The organism is Bacillus sp. AFS029637, from assembly GCF_002584985.1.
Classification (GTDB): domain Bacteria; phylum Bacillota; class Bacilli; order Bacillales; family Bacillaceae_G; genus Bacillus_A.
The window spans coordinates 4,687-7,834 of record NZ_NUPZ01000060.1; the positions used below are offsets into that span (position 1 = coordinate 4,687).

Below are 3,148 nucleotides of genomic sequence, written 5' to 3' on the forward strand. Positions count from 1 at the left end.
TTTCTATAATTAGATATTTCTCTATTCTTCTACTTTTATTATTTGAAAGGGTGGTATAGAGGACGCATCTGAAAAATTACTGATTCTATTGTATGTATCACATATCACTATTATAATCTCTCTCAGAATATAGATATTTCCCTATTCTTCTACTTTTATTATTTGAAAGGGTGGTATAAAGGGTACATCTCTGAAAAATTACTGATTCTATTGTATGTATCACATATCACTATTATAATTCACCTCGAAATATAGATATATCCCTATTTCTATATTTCCCTGCGTCTCTACTTTTATTATATAAATCATGATATAGGGGGAGCTCTTGAAAATTACTGATTCCATTGTATGTATCACATATCATCATTATAATCCACCTCGAAATATAGATATATCCCTATTTCTATATTTCCCTACGTCTCTACTTTTATTATATAAATCATGATATAGGGAGGAGCTCTTGAAAACTACTGATCCCATTGTATGTATCAGTTATTACTACTATAATCTTCCTTGCAATATAGATATATCCCTATTTCTATACCTCTGCCATCAAGTTACACTTATGCAACATCAATTATAGGAATGGGGGTTTCTTTTTTAAAAGCCCCCAAAACAAAAATTTTATACAGCTTACCTGGTAATACCAATTCTCTCGTTTTGGGATATTTGCTTTTCTTAGCTTGATGAGCATGGGATATGGGATATAAGGACTTTTTCAAAAAAATGAATAGAGTGGTATAAATGACAGATTCTATTGCATGTACCACATATCACTGCTATAATCTTCTTTGTAACATAGAAATATCCCTATTTCTATAATTAGATATTTCCCTATTTTTTCTAATCTTTTAACTAAGATATAGAAATAGGGATATAGGGAAATATTCTGGAAAATAAATGGAGTGGTATAAATGGCTATTACAATTACTGTTGGGAATTATAAAGGGGGCGTTGGTAAAACCACTAATGCTGTATTAAACTCTTATGAATTCGCAAAAAAAGGGAAACGAACTTTACTTGTTGATCTTGATCCACAGAGTAATGCAACAAAATCTCTAATGCTAACAAAATCTATCCTTAATCCTGACGAAAAGATTACTTTAAATAAAACATTGATGAAAGGGATTCAAGAGGGGAATTTAGATGGATTAGAAGTTGAAATAACTGAAAATTTATATTTAATTCCTTCTTATGTTGATTTTCAAGATTTCGCAAAATTTCTATATAAATCGTGTTCTTCGGAAGAGGAAGAAGATTTCTACTTTAAAGGATTACTTGAGAAAATCAAACATAAATACGATTACATATTTATCGATGTTCCACCTATGTCAATTGAAGTTACAAAAAATGCAGTTGTAGCTTCTGATTATGTTCTTATAACTCTACAAACACAAGAACGTTCTCTTACAGGTGCAGAGAACTACATTAACCAGCTAATAAAATTAAAAGAGCAATATGATCTTGATATTGAAGTTGTAGGTATTCTTCCAGTGCTATTAAAAAATAATGGTAAAGTGGATGAATACATTATGGAAAATGCTCGTGAAATTTTTGGCGAAGAAAACCTATTTGAAAATATCGTTCCACAAATGGAACGTATTAAAAGGTTTGATGTTAACGGTATTACTGAAAATGATAGACATGATTTAAATGTAATAGAACTATACGAAAAAATTAGTGATGAATTATTATCTCGTATCAATGTTTTTGAAAGTATGAAGGTTGGTGTATAACATGGCAAGAACTCCTGGATTATTAGGCAGAAAAAAGAGCAATTTTGACCCAACAGATCCTTATATCCCAAACGAGGATTCAGTTGTAACAAAAAGTGGCGAAGATACTCCTACTTTTTCACCTAAAAATGAACACGAACAAGTAAATCAGCAGGAACAAAAGACGGAGCAAACACCAGAGAAAAAGAAATTTAAAAACCAACAAGGTAGTATTAAAATTTCTAGTCAATCTAAGGAAGAGCTTGGAGCACTAATGAAACTTACTAATACAAAATATGCTCATGAAATAATAGATTTACTTATACATCATTATGTAGAAAATCAATTAACTCCCGAACAAAAAAGGAAATTTAAATTATTAACAGAGATTTAGAAATATAGAAATATCCCTACATAGAAATAGGGATATTTCTATATTTTTTTGTTTTTAAAAAATAGCCTCATCAGAACTTCCTCCACAACCTTTCCTTCTCTCACCCCACCGCAACTTCCTTATGTAAATTGATAATAAAGTTATTTAACTTAGATATAAAAATATAAGAGCCTTGCTATATTTTTTTAGATTAAGGCTCTTTAAAATTGTTTAATTCATGTTGAACTAAAGTACCCGTTACTCTATTTAGTTAGATAAATAATTTATTAAAAAAATTATCAATTGCCTGAATAGCTAATTCCAACGCTTTTATCTCTTAAAGATCAGAAATATCATTTTAGTTTCATCTTCATTGTAGTCTATCGTTTTTGACATCAATGATTTAAGCACTATCCGTTAATTTTATAGCTCTATTACGTGTATCACATAACATCCCTGTGCTCCTCTCCCGCAGTATAGAAATATCCCTATTTCTATATATCCCTGATTTTTTTTTTATCAAAAATAGCGAGGATACTCCTGTTTCTTCACCTGAAAACGAGTAAAGACAAGTGAATGTATGAAATTTAAAAACCAATAGGGGGGTTTTTAACTTCTAGCCAATCTCATGACTCATGAAGAGCTTGGAACACTAATGAACCTCACTATTAAAAAATAGGCTCATGAAAGAATAAATTTACTTATACATTATTATGTAGTAAATCTATTAACTTCCGAACAGAAAAGAAGGTTTAAATTATTAACAGAGATTTAGAAATATCCCTATTTCTATAAGTGGATATTTCTATATCTCATTGCTTTTGTTACAGAAATAAAGGGATAGAAGAGAGCTTTAGATAAGTTACTGGAATAATATACATTACTGATTCTATTCCATATACCACATAACACTACTATCATCTCCTTTTTAATATAGAAATATCCCTATTTCTATAAGTGGATATTTCTATATCTCATTGCTTTTGTTACAGAAATAAAGGCATAGGAGAGAGCTTTGGATAAGTTACTGGAATGATATGCATTACTGATTCTATTCCAT

The 3,148-nt window shown here is 29.9% G+C and carries 2 protein-coding genes; both read left to right on the plus strand.

What is annotated here, in order from left to right; all coding sequences use genetic code 11:
- Nucleotides 1-914: 914 nt before the first annotated feature.
- Nucleotides 915-1,736, plus strand: a complete 822-nt coding sequence (locus COE49_RS26520; RefSeq protein ID WP_088233012.1) for a ParA family protein — start codon at nucleotides 915-917, stop codon at nucleotides 1,734-1,736.
- 1 nt (nucleotide 1,737) lies between these two features.
- Nucleotides 1,738-2,109 (plus strand): hypothetical protein, encoded by a 372-nt coding sequence (locus tag COE49_RS26525; RefSeq protein WP_088233011.1) that lies wholly within the window; start codon nucleotides 1,738-1,740, stop codon nucleotides 2,107-2,109.
- The last annotated feature ends 1,039 nt before the right edge of the window (nucleotides 2,110-3,148 follow it).